This window comes from Psychroserpens citreus (genome assembly GCF_055686305.1).
Map to the genome: position 1 here is coordinate 145,458 of NZ_CM145999.1, position 17,673 is coordinate 163,130.

Genomic DNA, 17,673 nt, shown 5'->3' on the forward strand with positions numbered 1-17,673 from the left:
CAACAACGTGTATAATTCATTGCTAGTTATAGCCTACTTACGAAAGTCCTCGCGGACTTTCTATCTGTGATTTATTTGCTAAATTAGTTGCTTAAACACGCAACGAAATCATACACAAACACGTTGTGCATAATTTTAGAAAATGGGTTTAGATATTAATTTAAGTGTAAATAATAATAGTGAAGTAATCACGTCTGAATATTTTGAGAATAGTAAACTCTATTCGTTAAGTAGAGAATTTTGTAATCTAATGTGCCGACCTGGAGTAATAGAACATAAACCTGAATTAGATCAAATTGGTGAAATAACTAATATCAATATATCTCACTTATACAAAATGACTGAATATCCAAGCGAAGAGGAAGAAATCGATATGATTGAGTTTGCGAGGAACGACGAAGAAAGGGAACGTTTAAAGTCTGATTTTGAAAAAAGGAAACAGGAATTAAATGGAAACATAAACCAAGTAAAAATTCTTGTCGAAAACTTAGTTAATAGTCTGAAAAATCTTGACAATCTCTACGAAAGACTAATAAAAACGGATTTTGACTCTATGAATTCTGAATACTATTTTTCGGACTTTAATAAGGACAAAGGAGATGGTTATATTAGAAATAATTTTGGACAAGACTTAAGGAATTTCAAAAGATTTATTGACTATGCGATTGAACGAAACTCTAAAACAGTTTGGTTTGAATATGGATAAAAACTATGCACAACAACGTGTATAATGCATAGCGTTCTCTGTGAGTATTCGGAATAATAGCTGAATACGCCAATGTTCTGGTTTTATTTACTAAATTAGTTCTCAACCAACGCAACGACATCATACACAAACACGTTACCTGTGCAAGCTGAAAAACACCCTGAACCAAAATTGTGATTTTTTGGACTAAAAGCATAATTGATTGATTATAAACTGTTTTAGTTTTGAATTATTAATAATTAAAACATTTATAATGAAAACAATCAAATTAGTTTTAGTCCTAATTGTGTTTACTTTCAATTATACACAAGCACAAGAAAAAGAAAATCAAAAAACAATTAAAAACAATGACACTATGAAAACTTATGTAATTGAACGCACTATTCCAGGAGCAGGAGAATTAACAGCTGAACAACTGAAAGGAATTTCACAAACATCATGTTCAGTCTTGAAAGAAATGGGACCAAAAATCGAATGGCAACACAGCTATGTTACTGGTGATAAAGTGTATTGTGTTTACAAAGCGGAGAATAAAGAATTAATTGAAGAACATGCAAAAAAAGGTGGTTTTCCAGCAAATTCGGTAAGTGAAGTCACAACAGTAATTAGTCCAACAACAGCGGAATTTTAAAAATACTTCAAAACTGTTTTAAGAAGCTGTCAAACTATCAAAACAGACAGCTTCTTATTTAAAAAATATTATATTACGTAAAACATATTTCTTATGCCAATATATATGGATTTTCATGATTTACCAGATGGTGTAACTGCTAAGGATGTAGCAGAAATGCATCAAGCGGATTTAAAAATTGAACACAAATACAATTGTCGTGGATTGACCTATTGGTGTGATGAAAGGAGACGAACGGGATTTTGTTTAATAGAAGCACCTAATGAACAAGCAATAAAAGAACTTCATGAAAAATCACACGGAGCAGTTCCGCAGCGGATAATAGAAGTAAATGACACTCTTGTTGAATCTTTTTTAGGTCGTATAGAAGACCCTGTAAACAATCAAAATACCGAACTAAATATCATTAATGATTCTGCATTTAGAATATTGATGGTTATTCATTTAAAAAGGAAAAAATTAAGAACTGAAAATATTGGAACGTTAAATGCTGCTATTCGTGGTTATAAAAAATCAGTAATCAATATTATTAGTAAGCACAAAGGACGCATAGTTAAGCAGGAATCAAGTTCATTTTTAATGTCATTCACTTCTGCTACAAATGCTGTTGAAAGTGCTATTAAAATTCAAGAATTGCATAATTCTGTAATAACGCCTGATTTAGAATTTAAAGTAGGAATAAGTGCAGGAAACCCAGTAACAAAAAGAGAAAGTATTTTTGAAGATACTGTAAAAAAAGCGAAATATTTGACTTATGTTACTAATGGGAATATAATATTAACACCAGAAGTCAAAGATTTATACGAAAGTGAAAACCAAAATAATCCAATTAATATTAAAGGTATTAAACCACTAAGTAGCACAGAAATAGAATTTGTAATCCGCTTATTTGATTATACTGAAAGTGTTTGGACAAATTCGAATATAAGTGCCACAAATTATAATAAGAGTTTAGGTTTAAGTAAATCAAAACTATATAGAACTATAATGCCAATTATAGGGAAGTCACCAAACAGTTTCATTAAGGAATTTAGATTGAATAAAGCGCTTGAATTATTGGATAAACAAGAGTCAAATATTTCTGAAATCGCTTATCAAACAGGTTTCAGTAGTCCAACTTATTTTTCGAAATGTTTTAATGAAACTTACGGTGTTTTACCATCAAAATATAAGAAGTAACAATTAGCACATAAAAAATTGGCCAAAAATTCTTTCTATCCGATTTAAACTAGTGAATGAGAAGAAAAGCCAGCAGGTAACAACGTGTATAGTTAATTGCTAAGTTGGTTAAGCAAAAGAAAAATTCCTACCTTTAAGAAAAATCAATTCGGCGGAAAAAAACGTACGTTCTTTTCCGCAACAAACCATACACATACACGTTAGCTAAAATAGTGCATTGCCGAAAATTAATTAACCTCAGCTAACTTCCTTCACTATTCAAATCTTCGGATTTTTAAAAAATCAATTCAATCCTTTTATGGGAACTAAACGCTAGTATGGTTCGTGAATACCTAAATTCTTTTTGTAGTCTCATACATACTTGTAAATAGCTGGTAAGCGTTCTGATTCGTTCTTATTCCATAAAAGGTGGCTGTTTATAACTCTTAGGTGCAACCTTAATGCGAGTATGTTAGGTCTGTAATTGCTTCTGGCATTGTAGTCTTATACATATCTGTAAATTGTGAGATCGCATTTTCTCTCGGTTGCTTTTGGTTTATAAGCTAACTTTTAGCTTCGCCTAAGGACAGTGTTGCACTAAAATAGCTAACAACGCGTATAATAAATGCTTAAATAAAGCTTCTTAGAAAATCTGTATATTTAAACTCTATAATTATAGCGACGGAAAATCTTATCACTTTCTTTCGCACTTATCATACACAAACTCGTTGTAGCACATTTGAGAAACGATGAAACCAGAATTAAAATATATAGAATTGAAAAGCGGATTTGGAGATACTGGACCTGCGTGGATTGGAATAGCGGAATTCTCAAAATCTGGTCGAACAGTTTATTTTAATGGGAAAGCTCTTAAAAATTCAAATGCACAAGGAATTGCTGGAAACTACTACGATATAGAAAACGGAGACGAATATTGGATTTCTGGAATAAAGAAAAACGGAACTGACCGACATTGGGCTGGTGGTGGAAAAATTATGATTGATAGAAAGGTAGTTGACCAATATTTAAGTCTAGTGGATTTTAATGTTTTGGATAAAAAACGTTTTGAACTAGTTGATATTTTCCCAACTGATAAGCAAAAATTTTCGGAATTGGAAAATCAAAAATTAAACTAAAACATTGTGTCAAAAAAGAATACAAATATCGTTTTAGGTTTAATTCAAATAGTATTAGCTGTTTATTGGATATATGAAATGATAACTCTTTATTACAAGTATCATTATACAGATATTCTTTTTGCTTTTATGTATGCAAATTGGGTTCTGTTTTTAAATATATTATTAAGTATTATAAACTTATACTTTGGAATAAAATTAATGAACGGAAAGATATCCAACAAACGAAGTTACTTAACAATGATAGTTTTAATAATCATTGGAGGATTGATAAATAATTTGAGTGTAGCATATTGAGGAATAAGAGATGAATAAAAAAGTTCTTAAAATCATAAAACTTTACGCTATTAGTTTAATCAGTATAGTATGTTATTTTTTATTAGAAAAAACTAACTTCTTACCTGAATTAATTGAAAAATCGAGCAAATTACGTTATTCAGGTTTTCCTGCACTTTTTATTTCAGGATTAATCAAATATGGACTGTTATTTGTCGGAATAGGAATTATTATAATCTTGAATTATCTATTAATCAAAGAAAAAATCGAAGAACAGTTGAATAAATAAAAACGTGCCACAACAACGTGTATAATTAATTGCGGAAGCTGGCTAAGACGATGGTTCTTCCCTCCTTTTTCATTATATTGTAACTGCGGAACATAAATCGCGTACTTAACCGCAACAAACCATACACGTACACGTTATGTAACATTTGACCAAGAATGAAAAAAATTGCTCCATTTCTAATTTTGCTTTTCTTCTACAAAATCAATTATTCTCAAAACTCCAATGAATATAAAATAGATAAGCACGTTGAAATTACCTTTATCTGTCTGAAAATAAAATCATCAATAGTATATACAAAGAATAGTAAAAAACAAATAGGAATAAGCCTGAATAGACGTAATGACAGTATTAGTTATTTATGGAAACTGTATGATAAAAAAGATACTATTGGAGATTCAAAACTCAACTATAAAGAGCTATTTATGAAAAATGCGATTGAAATTCCAACTTCCGAATTTGATATGATAGTATCTAAACTAAAAGAAATTAACATTGACAAAGTAAACAACTCCACTAGTAACGGAATTATGGACGGAAATTGGTACTACCTTACTTTTTCAGGAAATGGATATGAGATAACTGCTAAAGCACATACACCTGAATTAAAAACTAAAGAAAGAGGTTTGGAAGAATATTTGAATTTGTGCAAACAAATATGGAATTTATCCGAATTATAAAACGTTACATAACAACGTGTATAATTAATTACTAGTACAGCCTGCACTCGGAAAATCCTGTGGATTTCCCTAATGGCTCGTCCCTTTTTACTAACTTTAACCTTGCCAACGTAACTAACCATACACGAACACGTTACCTACAATAGCTCCTGAAGAACTTCTATCGGAAAATTAAGTCTTGAATATCATAATATAACACGGATTTTTTCTCTGACTCAAAATCCTTTTCATAACAAGAAAATCGGATTACTAATCACTCTTCTCTGAATGGAATTCGGAAATGATATTTAGAGTTTTAAAATCAAGAATTTAGTTCTGAATTTAAAATCGGAGGAATTTACAACTCTAAAGGAATTGCTTACTCAAATGCGGAATCTCACTCAGACGCGGATTTCGAAGTAGACTAGAATTTACTGTTTAGTCTTTTTGATTTAAAATTCGGAAATAAGCGCTGCAAAGAGTTTTACAAACACTTTTTGCTATTTAATTCGTTAAAAGCAAAACTATAGTTTAGCTTTTGAGTTATTAATTGTTCAAATCTTTACGGCAAAAATTAACATACTTACTCTTATCTGTCACTACAGTAGGTAACAATGTGTATAATACATTGTTTAGTTTGTGACTATTCGGAAAATCCTACGGATTTTCCTATGTTCTAGTTTTATTTACTAATTTGGTTCCTTGCCAACACAACGTTATCATACACAAACTCGTTAGCTAAAATAGTGCATTGCCGAAAATTAATTAACCTCAGCTAACTTCCTTCACTATTCAAATCTTCGGATTTTTAAAAAATCAATTCAATCCTTTTATGGGAACTAAACGCTAGTATGGTTCGTGAATACCTAAATTCTTTTTGTAATCTCATACATACTTGTAAATAGCTGGTAAGCGTTCTGATTCGTTCTTATTCCATAAAAGGTGGCTGTTTATAACTCTTAGGTGCAACCTTAATGCGAGTATGTTAAGTCTGTAATTGCTTCTGGCATTGTAGTCTTATACATATCTGTAAATTGTGAGATCGCATTTTCTCTCGGTTGCTTTTGGTTTATAAGCTAACTTTTAGCTTTGCCTAAGGACAGTGTTGCACTAAAATAGCTAACAACGCGTATAATAAATGCTTAAATAAAGCTTCAATTAAAAGCCTTATATTTAAACTCTATAATAATAGCGACGGAAAATCTTATCACTTTCTTTCGCACTTATCATACACAAACTCGTTAGCTAAAATAGTGCATTGCCGAAAATTAATTAACCTCAGCTAACTTCCTTCACTATTCAAATCTTCGGATTTTTAAAAAATCAATTCAATCCTTTTATGGGAACTAAACGCTAGTATGGTTCGTGAATACCTAAATTCTTTTTGTAGTCTCATACATACTTGTAAATAGCTGGTAAGCGTTCTGATTCGTTCTTATTCCATAAAAGGTGGCTGTTTATAACTCTTAGGTGCAACCTTAATGCGAGTATGTTAGGTCTGTAATTGCTTCTGGCATTGTAGTCTTATACATATCTGTAAATTGTGAGATCGCATTTTCTCTCGGTTGCTTTTGGTTTATAAGCTAACTTTTAGCTTCGCCTAAGGACAGTGTTGCACTAAAATAGCTAACAACGCGTATAATAAATGCTTAAATAAAGCTTCTTAGAAAATCTGTATATTTAAACTCTATAATTATAGCGACGGAAAATCTTATCACTTTCTTTCGCACTTATCATACACAAACTCGTTGGCAACAAGCTAAAAGTAGAACGCGCTAATAATGAAAAACTTCACTTTGATATTGACTTTTTTAATTTTATTAAGTTGTGTTGATTCTCAAAAACCGATTCGTAAACAAACAAAAATTGACTTACAATTAGTTGATTATATCGACATTAAAAAAGGACCAAACAGAACCGATTCAATTCGTTTGAATAAAGAACAAACCGAACTTTTTGTAACACAATGGAATAATGCAACGTATGAAGGGGTTTATAAAATGAGCTCTAAATTTTGGATAACTGTAAAACTCAAAAATGATTCAATTAGAAAATTCAGAACAAATAAAAACCTAATAAAAGAAAAAAAAGATTGGACTTATTCCCTATCTGACTCAACACTAATTAGTTCGTTTTGGAAACCTAAATATTCGTTTGTAAGACCAGAAAACTATGACCCAATTTCATTTTTAAAAGAAGTTACTTCAACTTTAAAAACGGAGAAAGACACTTTGAATATTGGAATGACAATGATTGGAGATTTTCCAATTGATTAGGTAAAAGAAGAACATATTGAATATTTAATAGAATCGTTGGAATCAAAGGAAGTTTGTGGATGTTATATCAATCCACTTTCTTCACATTTACCAATTGGTGAATTTGCCGAAAAAGGAGGATTTGCTGGAATTTTTATCAAAGCATTCAAAGAGAAGCGAGAAGTTGTATTAGGATTATATTCTTGTCCGAAAGTCGATGATAAATTGAATACGGAATTAATAAAATGGTGGAAAGAAAAGGAAAAAAGCCAGTAGCCAACAACGTGTATAATGCATTGCTTCTACCTGCCTACTCGGAAAATCCTACGGATTTTCCTCTGGTTCGTTTTCTATTTACTAACTTAGTTCCTAGCCAACGCAACACACCATAACACGAACACGTTGTGCTTCATTATAACCAACCGCTAACCAATGATAAAATTCTTCAGAAAAATTAGACAGAAACTGCTATCTGAAAATAAATTCAGAAAGTATCTGATTTATGCAATTGGAGAAATAATCCTCGTCGTTATCGGAATATTAATCGCTCTACAGATTAATAATCGGAATGATTTAAGCAAATTAGAGGATAAAAAACAATTGTATTATAACCAACTTTTAGTAGACATCTCAAAAGATACGACAGACATAAGGAAAACGGTTAATCGCTTAAAAAAAAGTATTGGAACTTTTGACGCTTACATTGAATCGTACTCAAGACCAAATCTGGATATACAAACTGTAATAAGTAATCTAGGAAAAATAGACTTCACATACCCAATAATTACTTTCAATACAAACACAATTACTACTTTGGTACAAACAGGAGATATTGGATTAATGCCAATTGATATTAGAAATAATATTTTGGACATAAAGAGAATACAAACGATTATTGAAAATCAGCGAGACCAATTAGACCCGGAATATATGCGATTGCAAATGGATGCCAGAAAATTAGGATTTAGCTCTATAATTAATAGATTAAGCAATCAAGAACAGTTATCAGGAATATTAAATATAAAGACCAATTGGGATGAAATTATTCTTATTGGCGAATCTGCTTTTTTGTTAAAAAATTACATAGAAAAAGATAGAATTAGTAGTTATGAACTACTGTTATCTGAATATAGAAGTTTAGAGTCAAAAATAAAGATTGAAAAAAAATAACGAAAGCACAACAATGGCTATAATTCATTGTGGTTTAGTGCCACACCAAAATAAAAGTATAAATCAAACGGCTGGATTTCGGCGGAATAATCCTGCGGATGATTCCACAACGAAATCATAGCCGAGACCGTTGGCAACAATTTGAACAACCCTAAAATAATTTATGAAAGCAAAATATATAGTCTATCTCGTAATAATTAGTTTGATTTTAAGAATTGGAATAAGTTTATCAATGCCATTATTAGCTACCAATACAGAAATAGACCCATTAACTTTTGGATTTATTGGAGGAGGAATAAATATTTTAGTTTTTCTGTCTATTGTTGGTTTACTTATTAAAATTTTCAGATACCAGAACAAAAACGATTTTTTTAACTCTTAAATAAACTCGTTTAAGAGTGACTAAATACATCAAAATTTTGATTCTTTTTTTAACCTTATCTGCCTGCGGACAAAATGCGACTGAAATGATAACACCCGAAAATACGAATGAAAAAATTACAGAATTTATTGCAAAGAAAAAGTTCGTGTCTGAAAATCATTATCCAGGAATTGAGGACGAAAAAATGCGACCAGTTTTTACGGAAAAAATAAATCTAATCGCATTGGATTTTAAAACTGTTGCGGAATCGGAAAAACCAACTGAAAAGAAATATCAAGAAAAAATCGGAATTGGACTTTCAAGGTTTGCAGATATTTATCTGGAATTAGATACGGAGGACAGAGAAAGAGTCTGTACATATATTGAGGAATTAATGGACATTATCGAATTGGAAAGCTCGAATGGACAATTAAATAAGTTTATGTACGGATTTGACCCAAACAAATTGATAAAAGAAGATTAATGAAATTAATATTAGTAAAAATAAGCGCTTGGTTTGCGTCAATATTCTATTTTATTATGTCTATTGTGAGTTTAGTAATAATGTTTAAGGAAAAAATCGAATTTGGAATAATAATAACATTTTTTATGTTTATACTAATGTCAGCAACAGGCTGGAATGCTCGTAAGTTTGGCTCAACTAATTTTAACGTAAAGAAATTCTCAAAAATACTCGGGATTTTGACATTGATATTTGGAATATTTTTTCTTGTATTTACACCAATTATTTTTGCTTCTCAGTTTGGCTTTGGAAACTCTTATGTTGCGATATTGACCTTATTTATTTTATTCTCACCAGCTATAATCTCTGCAATTGCCATATTATTTGGTCGAACAAAAAAATCTGTAGAAATTGCTGAATAAAAAAGAAAAACTGTTGCCAACACCGTGTATAATTAATTGCTTTGGCAAGTGCTTATTTGGAAAATTCCTTCGGAATTTTCTCGCGTTCGTTTTTGTTTACTAAATTAGTTGCTTAATCACGCAACTAACCATACACGAACACGTTGTAGGTAATTTAAAGATACTGTGATAATACGAAAAGAAATAAAGGACGATAACGAACTTTACTTGTGGTTTAATGGAAAATTAATCTACAAAAGATGGCTTAATCAAGGTTACTCTAAAGTATTTGATCATTTTGCTTGGGGAAAATATACTGACCAAAGTATAACAGATTTTGATTTAGAAAAAACACCTCCATTAATTCACATAAAGACATATATCGAATTGATTTCCGCAGAAAATGGTGGTCGGAAAAATGGAATTTCAAGTGGTTATAGGCCAAATCATGTTTTCGAATACCAAACCGATGGACGATTTGAATTTTCCTATGTTGGAGATATTCAAATTGAAAATGATAAAATACTCGAACCTGGAGAAAAAGGAATTGTAACTGTTCGATTTCTTACCCATCAACCTAATGAGAAACATCTAAATATTGGTCGAAAATGGTTTATTCACGAAGGACCAAATTTAGTTGCAAAAGCGGAAATATTAGGAATTAAATTCCCGAAAACTGATTAAATAATAAACATGGATTGGTCAAATATTATTATTGGAATTATATCCATTCTTGTGGGAGTTATATTTATAAATTATTATTTCCATTTAAAAAGGAAAAAAGAAACTGTTAGAATGTCAATTAAGGGATTAAGCGCTGGATATGGCTTAATAATCATTGGTATTGGATTAATAATAAAAGAGTTTTTCGGTAATTATTAAATCTTAATCTTTCGAATAAAACTACCTACAACAACGTGTATAGTTAATTACTGGTGCAGCTTGCACTCGGAAAATCCTACGGATTTCCCTCTGGTTCGGTTTCTTTTGCTAACTTAGTTCCTAGCCAACGTAACTAACCATACACGTACACGTTAGCTGTAATATGAGCAAAACTAACAGAATAGAGTATTTAAAGCTAAAAAGAGCTGAATATAAAAATCGAATTAATATCGAGAAAAAAGAGAATGCTCTAAATCAATTTTTGACCGAATTGAATAGTTTGGAATCTGAATTAGTAAAAATCGTTTCTTTAGACATAGATATTGAAAATATTGCTCAACCAACTCTGATTGACAAACCTGAAAAACCAATCTATACGGAATTAAGGTTTAAAACAATTGAGGAGGAATTGTATGCTAAGAATGAAATCAAAAACTGGATTTTGGAACAGAAATCTGATAGAATTATAATTAAGAATGAGTTCCTTATCGACAGAACTGACTGGCTGGAAATTAAATCGGAATTGTTAATTCGGAACTTCGATTTACTTTTTGACAAACTGAATATTATATATACGTTAATGTTCTCACCTGAAAATGGAAATTTTATTAACTCTTTCGAATTTGAATATGATGTGACAATTTACAAAGGAAATTTAAAGGAAAAAGAAATAAAGTACTACAGCTAACAACGTGTATAATTAATTATTAGCACTGCTTGTACTCGGAAAATCCTGCGGATTTCCCTAATGGTTCGTTCCCTTTTATTATCTTAGACCTAGCCAACATAACTAACCATACACGAACACGTTACCTAAAATTACTCCGAACTTACTCTTATGCGGATTTTTTAAGCACTCAAACTCTGAATTTAATCTTACTCAACTCTGAATTAAACTCGGAATCGGAATCTTAGTCGTGCGGAATTTTGAGCAACTTTGCGGAACTTAATACTCATACGAAATAAACTGTTTACTCTAACTCGGAATTCACTCCTGCTCCAACGCTCTAATCATTCGTGATCACTCTTTTGTGTCGTAACTATTAGGTAACAATGTGTATAATTCATTGTTCTCTTTGTGTCCTTTCGGAAAATCCTGCGGATTTTCCTACGTTGTGGTTTTATTTGCTAACTTAGTTCCTAATCAACACAACGATATCATACACAAAACCGTTAGGCAACATAAAGAGAAACGACATTGACAGATAGAAAAACCAACTTCAAAATCATTTGGCAAAGAGCTAAAATCAGACCAATATTACTACTTTTTGCTTTTCAAGGAATTGCATTTGCATTATTACTATTTCTTCCAATGGGATTAATGATGAATTCATTGGGAGATAGTTTCCCATTTGTTGAAAACGTGGAAAAAATCCAATCTGATGGAGAAAATGAAAATGCTGTTCTGAAAAACATCAAAGGAATTAACAACATTACGATTAACGGAAATAATCCTCAAATCTTGACCTATGAATTTGATTTTAATGGACAAAAAACAGAATCAAAGTTTAGTGTATTTGAACCTGAAAAAACTGATCTTTTAAAAATTGGAGATATTATTCCAGTTAAACATTTGAATGGACAATCAATACCGACAGAATTTGAGCAATACACTTTTAATATGGATTTTATGTATTATATAGCTGGAGTTATTCTTTTAATTGGACTAATCCTTTGCTATCTTCTATACTCACGAATAAATAAGGAAATCTCATTATATAAAACAGGTAGAATTATGGAGGGAAAAATTGTTTCAATAAGTCATAATAAAGGTTTCACATTTTCGAAATTTGGTTCGTCAATGGATGTGCATTATGAATATGGAAATAACGTTGCGAAATCAAGAACTAATAATTTTGCTTTGACAAATAATAAATCAATTGGAGATTCAATTAAAATTTTGGTTTCACAAGACGGAAATTCATCTTGTCTATATCCTGAATTGATTGCTAAAACTAATGGTTGGAAAGAAAATTACGTTGCCTAACACCGTGTATATTTAATTGCTTGGTTCTCGCCTACTTGGAAAATTCCTTCGGAATTTTCTCTGGCAAGTTTTTGTTTACTAAATTAGTTGCTTACACACGCAACTAACCATACACAAACACGTTGTAGCTAATTAACTGAAATGGAAATACATTCTGAAATAAAAAAGACAATAAGTCAAATTCCTGAAAATATTCTTCTTGATTACGCTTTTTATAAAGGAATGGAATCTAGAAATAATTTTAGATACAAATCTTCAACTGAAATAGGATTATATTGTCCTTTAATTCAATCTGACCTTGTTCTTGCGATAGGTGGATTATCCAAAGCGTCAAATGAATTGGAAGAAAAATTTTATGCTAGAATACTTTCACTTACTCTTTATGAATATCTGAAAGATTTAAGCCGAATTTTAGGGAAAGAATTAGTTGAAGAATTAAAAAAAAATAAATTTGACGACCTTATTGAGCACGTTTATTCTCTGAATAAAGAATTTTCTGATTTAAAGAAATCGAAAGAAAATATTATTAAAAAAATCAGACACGAAACTATTGCACATAAAACTGGAAACAGAATAAGTTTAGTTGAACAATTATTTTCGATTGATGCTAAAGAAATCGGTTTTTTATCAATCGATATAATAAATTTAAACTCTAAATTAATTAGAATCTTGACGAAGATAAAGAAGAAAATTTCGGAATATCACGCTGAACACGGAAAAATGAAATTCAAAAAATAACTAGCTACAACACCGTGTATAATTCATTGCTAGTACTCGCCTACTTACGAAAATCCTCGCGGATTTTCTATTCGGTTTGTATTTGCTAAATTAGTTGCTGAAACACGCAACGAAATCATACACAACAACGTTGTAGGTAATATGACAAAGAAAATCCCTCATATTTCATTTGAATCAAAATTCCCAGAGATAAAAGGGATAGAAATATTTCCTATCGAAAACTTAATTGAAAGAAAAACACAATTAGACCATAATCCTGAAAAAGCTCATCAGTTAGAATTTTATATGTTAATTCTCTTTACTAATGGAAAGTCAAAACATCTTGTAGATTTTGTTTGGCATGAAGTAAAAGAAAACACTGTTATTTATTTAACCAAAGGGCAAATAAATGCATTCCACTTTAAAAAAGAGATGAAAGGGTTTATGTTACTTTTTACAGAAGAGTATTTTAATGCTCAATTAAATAAATTGCCAAATGATACAATTATAAGATTGTTTACTTCTCATTTATTTTCTCCCAAAGTACAAATTCCCAATAACTCAAATGTAGGTGATTATATTCGTTTTCTCTTTCACGAGTTTTATAAAGAAGAAGGTACATTTAATAGAAGAAATATTATTAACAATTTATACAGCATTATTTTTTCTAAACTCGAATCATTAAAACAATACCAAACATTTTATTTAAAAGATTCTGACAAACTAAAGACATTTTTGAATTTTAAGACTTTGCTAGAAAGAGATTACCACAAAAGCAGAAACGCAGATTTCTATGCTTCTCAACTACATATAACATACAAGCATTTAAACTCTATTTGCAAAGAAGTTATAAATCAAACAGCAAAGCAATTTATCGATGAATTTATCATTCTTGAAGCTAAAAGAAATCTTATTAACTCCTCTATTAAAAGTACAGAGCTTGCATACTCAATGGGATTCGATGAATCAAGTAATTTTGTAAAGTACTTTAAAAAACATACAAGATTAACCCCAAATAAGTTCAAAAAACTACATAAATAAATTTATAGGTTCGATATTAACCTATTTTTAGCTGAAATTAACATACACATCTTTTCTTTCCTCCTCTAAATTTGCAGTGTAATTAAAACCAAAAGGCATGAGATCTTTAACTATTATTTTATTGCTATTAATCACAGTATCATGTAATACCAAAAATAAAAACAACACTAAAAAAGTAGAAAAAATGGAAACAAAAAAAATTCAAGTAATCGGGAACAAGTTCAAAGTAAACTTCGGAGAAGGTTTTGTATTTGAGCTTAATTTTCATTCAGAAACTAAAATGACATGGACACCTTTACAGGGTGATAACAAACAGCCACATACAGAGGACATTACAATGGTAGAAATCAGGTCTAACGTTTATATGATATACTGGAAAGAAGAAAGTGGTAACAGAATAGTGCACGTAGAAGATTTTGAAAATGAAATTGCACATACTAACATTGCAATACCAGATGAGGAAGGGACTTTTTACCATTTAAATGGACCACTTACATTAATTAAATAGATTAAAAATGAAATCAGCGTTAGCAGCATGCATCATAATTTTAACTTTTAGCGCATGCAAAACAGAACAGAAAAAAGAAGAACAAACAACTAAAAATCAAGAAAAAATGGAACTATCAAATAAAGAAAAAGCAATAGCACTATTAAGAAGTTTTGAAACAGGAGACTCTCAACCTGTAAGTTATATTAATCCGAACAAATATGTTCAACACAATTTAGCAATAGGAGATGGTTTGGCTGGTTTTGGGGCAATTATGGAGAATGCACCAGAAGGTGGTTTTAAAGCAAATGTAGTAAGAGCTTTCCAAGATGGAGACTATGTGTTCTTACATACAATATATGATTTCTTTGGTCCAAAAATAGGTTTCGATGTGTTTAAATTTGAAAATGGCTTAATAGTTGAACATTGGGATAATTTAGGTGATGTAACACCTCCAAATCCAAGTGGTCATTCACAAGCAGATGGGACAACAGAACTAAAAGATTTAGATGAAACAGAAGCTAACAAGGCTTTAGTAAAAGATTTTATTTCAACAATCTTAATGAAAGGTGAGATGGATAAAATTCAAAATTTTATTGAAGAAGGCAAAGAAAACTATATTCAACATAATTCTGTAATTGGTGACGGTTTATCTGGATTGGGTCAAGCATTAGAAGGAATGGCTAAACAAGGTATATCGATGGGATATACTACTATTCATAAAGTATTAGGTGAAGGTAATTTTGTGTTAGCAATAAGCGAAGGTGCTTTTGCTGGAACACCAACATCATACTACGATTTATTTCGTGTGGATAATGGAAAAATTGTTGAGCATTGGGATGTTATGGAGTCTATTTTACCAGAAGCTGAGAGGAAAAATAGCAATGGAAAATTTAATTTTTAAAATACTACCTACAACAACGTGTATAAGTAATAGCGATTTGAATCTTAATTCAAGTCGCTTTTCTTTTTAATTTTGTATTTTCCTTTCCGAAAAGTAGCGCACTTCAACTCGCTACTACTCATACACGAACACGTTGGCAGTAATTAACTTAGACCTTGCGATAAATAAGAAATAAACTTCTCTAAATATTCTGGGTGGTTAGTAGATTTTAAAGATGCAGCATAATAACTTCTAAAAAGCCCTTTTCGATTAATCTTTCTAAATGAAATAGATTCTGATTTTATAAAAGGTTCAATTGTCCATTTAGACATAACTGCTACACCATAATTTGCTTTAATTAACTCTATTGCTGCTTCTGTGAGTGGTAATTCTAATATTTTTAACGGTTCAATCCCCTTTGGTTTTAAAACCTGTTCATAAAAAACAACTGTATTTAGAGGCTTTGAATGAATGATTAAGTGCTCATCTTTAAAATCTTTGGCTATTAAGTATTGTTTGCGATTAAACTTGTGTTGTTTTGAGAAAACTGCAACAAGTTCGTCCTCAAAAAGAAACTTATAATCAATGTTTTCATTTTCAAATGGTGACACCACAATTGAAACATCAAGTTTCCCTTTAATAATTTCACTAATTGTATTCGCAGAATTTTCAATAACAATGTCAATATTAACATTTGGATATTCTGCATTAAAAGATTTCAATAGTTTAGGCAACCAATAATAACTTGTGGTACAAGCAGCACTTAATCGTATTGTCCCACTATTTAATTTATTTAAGTTTTTAAGATTGGTTTCAAGCCTATTAAGTTCTAATAATATTTTATGAGAAGCCTCATAAACCATTTTACCTGCTGGTGTTAAGGCTAATTTTCGATTGGAACGTGTGAAAAACTTGATTCCCATTATAGTTTCAACTTCTTTCAATTGATGACTTAAAGCTGATTGTGTTAGATTCAAAACTTCAGCAGCTTTGGTAATTGTGCCGCATTCAACAATTTTTGATATAAGTTTAATGTATTTAAAATCCATTTCACAAAAATAACTAATGTATTTTATATTATCCATGAATTTTACTCATGATTTTAATGAAGATTTTTCGTTTTTAATATACAAAGTTAACTGATAGATTTGAAATGAATTTTAAAACAAAGAATCATGAATAAAATATTACCAATTATTGGCGTATTAACAATGATATGCTTCCAGATTAATGCTCAAAACGTAAACATACCAGATGCAAATTTTAAAGCGTATTTGGTTGGGAACTCTGCAATAAATACCAATGGAGACACTGAAATTCAAGTAAGCGAAGCAAGTATTTTTAGTGGGGCAATATACTGTGGTAATTCATCCATTTCAGATTTAACAGGCATAGAATCATTTACAAATTTAACTACTCTTCGTTGTCAGGGCAACTCCCTAACTACTTTAGATATATCAAACAACACTAACTTAATAGAACTTAACTGCAGTAATAATGCTTTATCCACTTTGGATTTGACAAACAACACCGATTTAACACAACTTAGTTGTAGTAGTAATTCATTAACCACTTTAGATGTCTCAAACCACAGTGCTTTAACTTTTATTGATTGTGGTGCTAATGCAATAACGTCTATAGATCTTTCAAACAACCCTGCTTTAACTACCTTTGGTTGTAACTTCAATAGTACTTTAATGACTTTAGATCTCTCAAATAATTCTGTTTTAACAGAGATGTATTGTAATAATACACCTATAACGGCACTAAATGTTGCCAATGGCAACAATACTATCATTACCACTTTTGCTGCTACAAACACCCCAAATCTTACATGTATCCAAGTTGATGATGTAAACTACAGTACTACAAACTGGACAAATATTGATCCCGCTTCCAGTTTCAGTTTAGATTGTGGTACTCTTGGAATAAATGATTTAAAATTATCTAAAAACATTTCCCTCTACCCAAATCCAGCACAATCTCAAATTCAATTAAACTCAAATGAAACTATTAAATTCGTGAGCATTATAGATATTTTTGGTAAGACCATCAAAGTAAACTTAACAATCACTTCTGGAATAAATATATCAGACCTATCAAATGGTGTTTATTTTCTAAGAATCTATACAGATAAAGGAATAGCTATAAAAAAGTTTATTAAAGATTAAAAA

General features: G+C 30.5%; 21 protein-coding genes. 20 read left to right on the plus strand and 1 reads right to left on the minus strand.

The features are described 5' to 3' along the window. The first annotated feature begins 142 nt into the window (after nt 1–142). The 19 genes from ACTU6T_RS00735 to ACTU6T_RS00825 all read left to right on the plus strand — a co-directional run bounded on the left by ACTU6T_RS00735 (nt 143) and on the right by ACTU6T_RS00825 (nt 15,520). Nucleotides 143–706, plus strand: a complete 564-nt coding sequence (locus ACTU6T_RS00735) for a hypothetical protein (protein WP_460219349.1) — start codon at nt 143–145, stop codon at nt 704–706. A 253-nt stretch (nt 707–959) separates the two neighbouring features. Continuing rightward, nucleotides 960–1,337 (plus strand): DUF4242 domain-containing protein, encoded by a 378-nt coding sequence (locus tag ACTU6T_RS00740; RefSeq protein WP_460219350.1) that lies wholly within the window; start codon nt 960–962, stop codon nt 1,335–1,337. 93 nt (nt 1,338–1,430) lie between these two features. After that, nucleotides 1,431–2,516: a nickel-binding protein gene (locus ACTU6T_RS00745; protein WP_460219351.1), complete on the plus strand. Its 1,086-nt coding sequence runs from the start codon at nt 1,431–1,433 to the stop codon at nt 2,514–2,516. A 728-nt stretch (nt 2,517–3,244) separates the two neighbouring features. Next, a complete protein-coding gene (locus ACTU6T_RS00750; protein WP_460219352.1) occupies nt 3,245–3,631 on the plus strand; it encodes a hypothetical protein in 387 nt (128 codons plus the stop codon). Between the two features lie 720 nt (nt 3,632–4,351). Beyond that, nucleotides 4,352–4,873 (plus strand): hypothetical protein, encoded by a 522-nt coding sequence (locus ACTU6T_RS00755; protein ID WP_460219353.1) that lies wholly within the window; start codon nt 4,352–4,354, stop codon nt 4,871–4,873. Nucleotides 4,874–6,633: 1,760 nt separating this feature from the next. Next, nucleotides 6,634–7,128 (plus strand): hypothetical protein, encoded by a 495-nt coding sequence (locus tag ACTU6T_RS00760; RefSeq protein ID WP_460219354.1) that lies wholly within the window; start codon nt 6,634–6,636, stop codon nt 7,126–7,128. A gap of 36 nt (nt 7,129–7,164) precedes the next feature. After that, on the plus strand, nt 7,165–7,383 hold the full coding sequence (locus tag ACTU6T_RS00765) for a hypothetical protein (protein ID WP_460219355.1): 219 nt from the start codon (nt 7,165–7,167) through the stop codon (nt 7,381–7,383). Nucleotides 7,384–7,539: 156 nt separating this feature from the next. After that, nucleotides 7,540–8,277 carry a DUF6090 family protein gene (locus tag ACTU6T_RS00770; protein ID WP_460219356.1) on the plus strand — a complete coding sequence of 246 codons (738 nt, stop codon included), beginning with the start codon at nt 7,540–7,542 and terminating at the stop codon, nt 8,275–8,277. Nucleotides 8,278–8,440: 163 nt separating this feature from the next. Further along, nucleotides 8,441–8,659, plus strand: a complete 219-nt coding sequence (locus tag ACTU6T_RS00775; protein ID WP_460219357.1) for a hypothetical protein — start codon at nt 8,441–8,443, stop codon at nt 8,657–8,659. Between the two features lie 85 nt (nt 8,660–8,744). After that, nucleotides 8,745–9,122, plus strand: coding sequence for a DUF4844 domain-containing protein (locus ACTU6T_RS00780; protein WP_460219358.1), 378 nt, complete (start codon nt 8,745–8,747; stop codon nt 9,120–9,122). Then, nucleotides 9,122–9,523: a hypothetical protein gene (locus ACTU6T_RS00785; protein ID WP_460219359.1), complete on the plus strand. Its 402-nt coding sequence runs from the start codon at nt 9,122–9,124 to the stop codon at nt 9,521–9,523. The genes ACTU6T_RS00780 and ACTU6T_RS00785 overlap by 1 nt, the downstream gene beginning before the upstream one ends. 165 nt (nt 9,524–9,688) lie before the next feature. Then, nucleotides 9,689–10,186: a hypothetical protein gene (locus ACTU6T_RS00790; RefSeq protein WP_460219360.1), complete on the plus strand. Its 498-nt coding sequence runs from the start codon at nt 9,689–9,691 to the stop codon at nt 10,184–10,186. A 9-nt stretch (nt 10,187–10,195) separates the two neighbouring features. Beyond that, nucleotides 10,196–10,384, plus strand: coding sequence for a hypothetical protein (locus ACTU6T_RS00795; RefSeq protein ID WP_460219361.1), 189 nt, complete (start codon nt 10,196–10,198; stop codon nt 10,382–10,384). Between the two features lie 163 nt (nt 10,385–10,547). Further along, nucleotides 10,548–11,072 (plus strand): hypothetical protein, encoded by a 525-nt coding sequence (locus ACTU6T_RS00800; RefSeq protein WP_460219362.1) that lies wholly within the window; start codon nt 10,548–10,550, stop codon nt 11,070–11,072. A 510-nt stretch (nt 11,073–11,582) separates the two neighbouring features. Then, nucleotides 11,583–12,371: a hypothetical protein gene (locus ACTU6T_RS00805; RefSeq protein WP_460219363.1), complete on the plus strand. Its 789-nt coding sequence runs from the start codon at nt 11,583–11,585 to the stop codon at nt 12,369–12,371. A 141-nt stretch (nt 12,372–12,512) separates the two neighbouring features. Next, entirely contained in the window at nt 12,513–13,109 is a 597-nt protein-coding gene (locus ACTU6T_RS00810; protein ID WP_460219364.1) for a hypothetical protein, read from the plus strand. Nucleotides 13,110–13,250: 141 nt separating this feature from the next. Further along, nucleotides 13,251–14,129, plus strand: coding sequence for a helix-turn-helix domain-containing protein (locus tag ACTU6T_RS00815; protein WP_460219365.1), 879 nt, complete (start codon nt 13,251–13,253; stop codon nt 14,127–14,129). 97 nt (nt 14,130–14,226) lie between these two features. After that, a complete protein-coding gene (locus ACTU6T_RS00820) occupies nt 14,227–14,637 on the plus strand; it encodes a MoaF-related domain-containing protein (protein ID WP_460219366.1) in 411 nt (136 codons plus the stop codon). 7 nt (nt 14,638–14,644) lie between these two features. Then, nucleotides 14,645–15,520: a nuclear transport factor 2 family protein gene (locus ACTU6T_RS00825; RefSeq protein WP_460219367.1), complete on the plus strand. Its 876-nt coding sequence runs from the start codon at nt 14,645–14,647 to the stop codon at nt 15,518–15,520. A 143-nt stretch (nt 15,521–15,663) separates the two neighbouring features. Here the strand turns inward: ACTU6T_RS00825 and ACTU6T_RS00830 are convergent, their stop codons facing one another. Continuing rightward, complete coding sequence (locus ACTU6T_RS00830; RefSeq protein WP_460219368.1) at nt 15,664–16,584, minus strand: LysR family transcriptional regulator; 921 nt, start codon at nt 16,582–16,584, stop codon at nt 15,664–15,666. 90 nt (nt 16,585–16,674) lie between these two features. Here ACTU6T_RS00830 and ACTU6T_RS00835 point away from each other — a divergent pair, with 90 nt between their 5' ends. After that, nucleotides 16,675–17,670: a leucine-rich repeat domain-containing protein gene (locus ACTU6T_RS00835; RefSeq protein WP_460219369.1), complete on the plus strand. Its 996-nt coding sequence runs from the start codon at nt 16,675–16,677 to the stop codon at nt 17,668–17,670. Nucleotides 17,671–17,673 lie beyond the last annotated feature (3 nt).

Bases quoted from the DNA above. Each gene is read 5' to 3' on its own strand.
- ACTU6T_RS00745 (WP_460219351.1), top strand. From the start codon at position 1,431: ATGCCAATATATATGGATTTTCATGATTTACCAGATGGTGTAACTGCT.
- ACTU6T_RS00770 (WP_460219356.1), top strand. From the start codon at position 7,540: ATGATAAAATTCTTCAGAAAAATTAGACAGAAACTGCTATCTGAAAAT.
- ACTU6T_RS00830 (WP_460219368.1), bottom strand. From the start codon at position 16,584: ATGGATAATATAAAATACATTAGTTATTTTTGTGAAATGGATTTTAAA.
- ACTU6T_RS00800 (WP_460219362.1), top strand. From the start codon at position 10,548: ATGAGCAAAACTAACAGAATAGAGTATTTAAAGCTAAAAAGAGCTGAA.
- ACTU6T_RS00735 (WP_460219349.1), top strand. From the start codon at position 143: ATGGGTTTAGATATTAATTTAAGTGTAAATAATAATAGTGAAGTAATC.
- ACTU6T_RS00795 (WP_460219361.1), top strand. From the start codon at position 10,196: ATGGATTGGTCAAATATTATTATTGGAATTATATCCATTCTTGTGGGA.
- ACTU6T_RS00740 (WP_460219350.1), top strand. From the start codon at position 960: ATGAAAACAATCAAATTAGTTTTAGTCCTAATTGTGTTTACTTTCAAT.
- ACTU6T_RS00820 (WP_460219366.1), top strand. From the start codon at position 14,227: ATGAGATCTTTAACTATTATTTTATTGCTATTAATCACAGTATCATGT.
- ACTU6T_RS00760 (WP_460219354.1), top strand. From the start codon at position 6,634: ATGAAAAACTTCACTTTGATATTGACTTTTTTAATTTTATTAAGTTGT.
- ACTU6T_RS00785 (WP_460219359.1), top strand. From the start codon at position 9,122: ATGAAATTAATATTAGTAAAAATAAGCGCTTGGTTTGCGTCAATATTC.
- ACTU6T_RS00775 (WP_460219357.1), top strand. From the start codon at position 8,441: ATGAAAGCAAAATATATAGTCTATCTCGTAATAATTAGTTTGATTTTA.
- ACTU6T_RS00825 (WP_460219367.1), top strand. From the start codon at position 14,645: ATGAAATCAGCGTTAGCAGCATGCATCATAATTTTAACTTTTAGCGCA.
- ACTU6T_RS00815 (WP_460219365.1), top strand. From the start codon at position 13,251: ATGACAAAGAAAATCCCTCATATTTCATTTGAATCAAAATTCCCAGAG.
- ACTU6T_RS00810 (WP_460219364.1), top strand. From the start codon at position 12,513: ATGGAAATACATTCTGAAATAAAAAAGACAATAAGTCAAATTCCTGAA.
- ACTU6T_RS00750 (WP_460219352.1), top strand. From the start codon at position 3,245: ATGAAACCAGAATTAAAATATATAGAATTGAAAAGCGGATTTGGAGAT.
- ACTU6T_RS00835 (WP_460219369.1), top strand. From the start codon at position 16,675: ATGAATAAAATATTACCAATTATTGGCGTATTAACAATGATATGCTTC.
- ACTU6T_RS00755 (WP_460219353.1), top strand. From the start codon at position 4,352: ATGAAAAAAATTGCTCCATTTCTAATTTTGCTTTTCTTCTACAAAATC.
- ACTU6T_RS00780 (WP_460219358.1), top strand. From the start codon at position 8,745: ATGATAACACCCGAAAATACGAATGAAAAAATTACAGAATTTATTGCA.